Origin of the sequence: Aldersonia kunmingensis (assembly GCF_001646865.1) — a bacterium.
Lineage (GTDB): Bacteria > Actinomycetota > Actinomycetes > Mycobacteriales > Mycobacteriaceae > Aldersonia > Aldersonia kunmingensis.
The window spans coordinates 1-5,768 of sequence record NZ_LRRB01000184.1 but is presented as its reverse complement, the minus strand read 5'-3'; the positions used below and the strand labels follow the sequence as shown (position 1 = coordinate 5,768).

Genomic DNA, 5,768 nt, shown 5'->3' with positions numbered 1-5,768 from the left:
ACCGACCAGAACGCGTTGTTGGTGAAGAACTCGCCCGGATCGTTCACGTGGTACTTGGCGAGCATCTCGCGCTGCACCTTGAAAAGGTCCTCGGGATAACGGAAGTGGGCACGCAACTCGGGGCTGATCTCGCTCTCCGGCTCGACCGCCCCGGGGAACACACCCTCCCATGCCTTCAACACCGGATCCGCGGAATCCACCTCGTACAGCTTCACGGTGCCGTCGTACGCGTCGACGGTCGCCTTCACCGAGTTGCGGATGTAGGAGACCTCCTTGCGCGGCAGCAGCCGGCCGGTGCTCTGGTCGATGCTGTCCTCGACCAGCCCCTCCAGCGAGCTGCGCTGCGCATAGGGGTAGTTGTCGAGCGTCGTGTAGGCGTCGACGATCCAGACGATCTTGCCGCCGACTACAGCCGGGTAGGCGTCGCCGTCGGCGGTCAGCCACGGCGCGACATGCTGCACCCGGTCGCGCGGGTCCCGGTTGTAGATGATCTTCGAATCCGGACCGATCGCACCCGAGAACAGGATATTGCGCTCGGCGTACTTCGCCGCGAACGCAAGCCGGTTGAACCAGTTGCCGATTGGCACACCACCGCCGCCGTCGTAGGTGTAGCGCTCGGTATCGGTGTCGTATTCGCGCGGCGCGGATCCATCGTTCGCACCCACGATCGCGTAGTCCGGATCGGACTGCGAGATCACTTCGCCGTAATAGATACGCGGCTGGTCGACGTCGATGATCTGGTTGCCCGACTCCTGCGAGGCCAGATCGGAGACCGTGTAGATCGGGTAACCGCTGTTGCTGTTCGCGCTCTCGCTGGCTGCGTCGCGCACCGCCGCATTGACCCGGTTCGCCGGGGCAGCAACGAATCCATTGCCGTGCGTGTACACGGTGTGCCGGTTGATCCAGTCGGTCTGATTACCGGTGAGGCTCTTCGGCGACAGCTCACGCGCCGCCACGATGAAGTCCTGGTTCTCGCCGTTGATCGGGTACCGGTCGATATCCAGCGAGGCCGGGAAGCCGTAGAAGTTCTTCAGCTGCTGTTGCTGGGTGAAGGTCCGCGACAGCACGTTCGGGTCGAGCAGACGGGTGTTCGCGATCGTCGAGACATCGGCGGGGACGTCACGCGGCGCCTTGGTGCCCACACCCGGATAGTCGAGATACTCGACTTTCTCGTCGGTTATGCCGTACGCCTGTCTTGTCGCTTCGATATTGCGCTCGATATATGGCCGTTCCTTGTCCGCGGCGTTCGGGCGTACCGAGAACTGCTCAACGACGAGGGGCCAGACGGCACCGACGAGGATCGAGGACAGCACGAGCAGCGCCATACCGAGCGCGGGAATCCGAAGGTCGCGCATCACGATTGCGGCGAAGAACGCCAGCGCACAGATCACCGCGATGGCCAGCAGGATGAGTTTTGCGGGCAGCACCGCGTTGATATCGGTGTAACTCGCGCCGGTGAACGTCGGTTCCTTACGGCTGCTCGAGAGCAGCGAGTATCGGTCGAACCAGTACGCGATCGCCTTGAGCAGGACGAAGGTGCCGGCCAGCACGGCGAGCTGGACCCGTGCCGCGCGGGTGAGCGAACCCTCGCGCCCGGTCAGCCGCAGGCCGCCGAAGATGTAGTGCGTGATGAGGTTCGCGAAGAAGGTGATCAGCACTGCGACGAAGAGCCAGTTGAGCACCATTCGGTAGAACGGCAGATCGAAGGCGTAGAAGCCGACGTCGAGGCCGAACTGCGGATCATCGATGCCGAAGCTGCCACCGTTGAGGAACAGCTGCACCGTGACCCAACTCGACTGCGCGACAAGGCCGCAGATCACACCCAGGAACACGGGGATTCCGATGCCGAACAGCCTGAGTCGGGCCATCACGGTGGTCCGGTAGCGGGCGATCGGATCATTGGGCGCGACATTCGGCACCACGATCGGGCGCGAGCGGTAGGCCATCAGCAGGCCGAACCACGCCAGCCCGCCGACGAGGATTCCGACGACCAGGAACAGGATGATCCGGGTGACGATCACCTTGACGAAGACTCCGCGGAAGCCGACCTCGCCGAACCAGAGCCAGTTCGTGTAGGCGTCGATCAGCCGTGGCCCGATCAGCAGCAACGCGGCGATGACCAAGGCCGCGACCAGCAGCACCTTGCTACGTCGCGACAAGGACGGTAACCCGGTGGGGGGCCTCATGCCCACGTGCCACGCTCCCGTTTTCGGGCGACGCCGATGCGCCGCAACAGCGGTTGAAACGGTCACCGCTGTGCCCGTTTCGCACCACTCTACGGAAATCAAGCTGAGTAGCGGATGAGAGGATGCAGCGGTGACGGACGACCCCACCCAGCAGTCATTGGCCCGCTGCCTCCGCGAGGTCGCAGAGTTTGTCGACAGTCGGGGCTGGGACCAGCCGCCGCAGATCTTCGCGCTGGTACCGACCGCCGAGCTCGCGGCCGCGGAGCCGGCGCTGCTCGACCAGCTCGACGACTCCGATGCGCTCACGCCGATCGCGCAGGACCCGTTCCCGGATGACATCGGGGGCGGCTCGCACGCGCTCGATGAATTCTTGGCGACCACCAGTTGGCCGGAAGCCGTGGTCGGGTGCCTGCTCGCACAGCAGATCGTGGTGCTGCCCCCGGACGCCGAATCCGATCTGGACGAGGCGCTCGGGCCGTTGCTCGCCGACCCGGATGCGGCCGATGAGGCCGGCCGCGCAGCTGCCGATGCGCACCCGGATCGCCGTACCGCCCGGCTCTTCGCGGGTGTGTTGCGTGACGGCACGTCCCTGTGTCTGATGCAGCTGCGGCCGCTCGACGACGAGGACGACGACGGATTCGGCGGCGGTGAGCCCGAACTGCTCAGCTACCCCGACCTCGGGTCGAATCTCATCGAGGCGCTGCAGGCCACGCTCGAAGGCGAATAGGCGCCTTCCCGCGAGCAAGGCTTGTTCGTGCGGGCAAAACTTCGCCCGCACGAACACATTTCGCTCTCGTTGGAGCGGCAGATCCGTGCGAACTAGCCGCAGCTGGGCGCGTCCCCGCCGCTGTTCAGCGCGTTCAGCGACTGCACCGCGTCGTCGAGCGTCACCACCTTCACCAGCCGCAGCCCGTCGGGGGTGTGCTGGCGCGCCTCATCACAGTTCTTCTCAGGCACCAGGAAGGTCGTCGCCCCGGCTTCCTGGGCGGCGACCATCTTGTACGGGATGCCGCCGATCGGCCCCACCTCGCCCGCCGCGTCGATGGTCCCCGTGCCGGCGACGAAACCGCCGCCGTTCAGTTCCCCCGGGCTCAGCTTGTCCACGACGGCCAGCGAGAACATCAGGCCGGCAGATGGGCCGCCGATATCGGCGAGGTTGAAGGCGATGGTGAACGGCACGTCCGGTTCCTCCACCGGGGTGATGCCGAGATAACCCTTCTCCGCATTGTCCGGACGAGCCCCCAGCGTGATCGTCGCCGTGTTCTCGGCACCGTCACGTCGGTATCGAATATCTACGGCGGTCCCCGGCGAAGCCGCGGACACGGCCTCCTGCACGGCAGTGACGCTGTCCACCGCGACGTTGTTGACGCTGATCAGTTCGTCGCCCGGCTGCAGGACGTCCTTCGCCGGGCCATCGACACCCACCGACTCGACCTTGACCGTCGTCGGATAGTCCAGGAACCGCAGCGCAGCAAGCTCGGCGTTCTCCTCGGATCGCGCGAAGTCGGCCTGGTTGCTCTCGTCGATCTCCTCGCGCGACTTCTCCGGCGGGTAGACCTCCGAGCGCGGCACAAGACCCTTGCGGCCGCTGGCCCAGAACGCCAGCGCGTCGAAGATGGTCAGCCCGTCCTGGACCGAGACAGTGGTCATATTGAGGTTGCCGGTGGTGGGGTCCACCTCGGTCCCCTGGATATCGACTACCGGCTTGCCGTCCACCTCGCCCAGCGTGTTGAACGTGGGTCCGGGACCGAGCGCTGCGTAGGGCACGGCAACCGTGCTGCCGAGAACCCCGAGCGCAACCACCGGAATCAGTGCGGCGAGCAGGGTGGCGATCCGTCGATTCACCCGGCCGATATTAGCTATTGCGCCGAGCGAGTCCGCGCAACCCATCCGCGAGAACCCCGTTCGGCGCCGGTGACGCCCGGCCCGTCGATTCGGGCAGGTCGTGGCGCCGCGCATGTTCGCCCAGAGCGCATCGCCACGAGGCGCCGGCTACCGAAGAGCTTGTACCGTTGAACCATGAGCGATCACCCGTTCGGCTTCTCCAATCGCGACGACGACCCGGAAAACAAGGGGCCCGAGGGCTCCGGCGGGTCCGGCACGCCAGGCGGCCAGCCGTTCGGATTCGGCGCCGAAGGGTTCGACCCAGCGGCACTGGGCCAGATGCTCACCCAGTTCGGGCAGATGCTGTCCGGCATGGGTGCCGCCGCCGGTCAGGGTTCCGGGGGCGGCCCTGTGAACTACGACGTGGCCCGCCAGCTCGCCCGCCAGCAACTCGGGTCCACGATCGAACCGGTCTCGGCGGGTTCGGCGAGCGCGGTCACCGATGCGGTGCACCTGGCCGAACTATGGCTCGACGGCGCGACCACCCTGCCAACCGGGGTCAGCCGGACCGTCGCGTGGACGCCGAACGATTGGATCGAGCAGACCCTCGACACTTGGAAGCGGCTGTGCGATCCGGTCGCCGCGCAGATCGCGGGCATGTGGACCACCGCGCTGCCCGCCGAGGCGCAGCAGTTCGCCGGGCCGATGGTCGGAATGCTGTCGCAGATGGGCGGACTCGCCTTCGGCTCGCAGCTCGGCCAGGCGCTCGGCCAGCTCGCCAAGGAGGTGCTGACCTCCACCGATATCGGGCTGCCGCTCGGCCCAACCGGAACCGCAGCGCTGCTCCCGGCCGCAATCACGCAGTTCAGTGAAGGGCTCGAGCAGCCCGAACGGGAGATCCTGGTGTTCCTCGCCGCTCGCGAGGCCGCGCATCAGCGCCTCTTCCAGCACGTGCCGTGGCTACGACAGCGCGTGCTCGGCACCGTCGAGGACTACGCGCGCGGGATCAAGATGGACTTCTCCGCCATCGAGCAGGCAGCCTCGGGACTCGATCCGATGGCGCTGACCGACCCGTCGAAGCTCGAGGAGTTGCTGGGGCAGGGCGCATTCGAACCCCAGACCACACCGGAACAGAAACTCGCCCTCCAACGGCTCGAGACGCTGCTCGCACTGATCGAAGGCTGGGTGGAGACCGTGGTCGCCGACGCTATCGGCGACCGACTGCCCGGTGTCGCGGCACTGAGCGAGACGCTGCGCCGCCGCCGCGCGACCGGCGGACCGGCAGAACAGACCTTCGCCACCCTCGTCGGGCTCGAATTGCGCCCACGGAAGGTGCGCGAGGCCGCCGCACTGTGGCGCCGGCTCACCGACGACGCGGGCATGGAGGCTCGCGACGGCGTATGGGCCCATCCGGATCTGATGCCCGGCGCCGCCGATCTGGACAACCCCGCCGGCTTCATCGACTCCCTGATCGGTGGCGGGACAACGGCATTCGACGATCCGCTGGCCCAGCTCGCCGAGACCGAGGCACGCGAGCGAGCGCAGGAGAACGAGCGCGCGAAGGGCGAAAGCGACGCCGACGAGGGCGGTCAACCGTCGGCCGATGAAGGCGACGCTCCGCAGAAATAGCCCTGTGGATAGCGTCGTGTAGGCGCGAATCCTGGGGATAACCACCCTCGCGCAAGGCTTTTCGCCGTGCCGGAAGTCGCATACTCCAACCCATGACGTCGGAGGCCGACACCGCGGCACCTGCTCCCG

At 66.7% G+C, this 5,768-nt stretch carries 4 protein-coding genes; 2 read left to right on the top strand and 2 right to left on the bottom strand.

Features of this window, described 5'->3' with window-relative positions:
- A partial coding sequence (locus A8G08_RS13945; RefSeq protein WP_084436220.1) for a UPF0182 family protein occupies positions 1-2,192 on the bottom strand: 2,192 nt, incomplete at its 3' end.
- Positions 2,193-2,316: 124 nt separating this feature from the next.
- Here A8G08_RS13945 and A8G08_RS13940 point away from each other — a divergent pair.
- Entirely contained in the window at positions 2,317-2,913 is a 597-nt protein-coding gene (locus A8G08_RS13940) for a PPA1309 family protein (protein ID WP_068274913.1), read from the top strand.
- Positions 2,914-3,005: 92 nt separating this feature from the next.
- Here A8G08_RS13940 and A8G08_RS13935 read toward each other — a convergent pair whose 3' ends face one another.
- Complete coding sequence (locus A8G08_RS13935) at positions 3,006-4,031, bottom strand: YlbL family protein (protein ID WP_068274909.1); 1,026 nt, start codon at positions 4,029-4,031, stop codon at positions 3,006-3,008.
- Positions 4,032-4,205: 174 nt separating this feature from the next.
- Between A8G08_RS13935 and A8G08_RS13930 the strand changes: the two genes are divergently transcribed.
- A complete protein-coding gene (locus A8G08_RS13930) occupies positions 4,206-5,639 on the top strand; it encodes a zinc-dependent metalloprotease (protein ID WP_068274906.1) in 1,434 nt (477 codons plus the stop codon).
- Positions 5,640-5,768: the final 129 nt, after the last annotated feature.

Coding starts and splice junctions, on each gene's coding strand:
- A8G08_RS13930 (WP_068274906.1), top strand. CDS start 4,206: ATGAGCGATCACCCGTTCGGCTTCTCCAATCGCGACGACGACCCGGAA.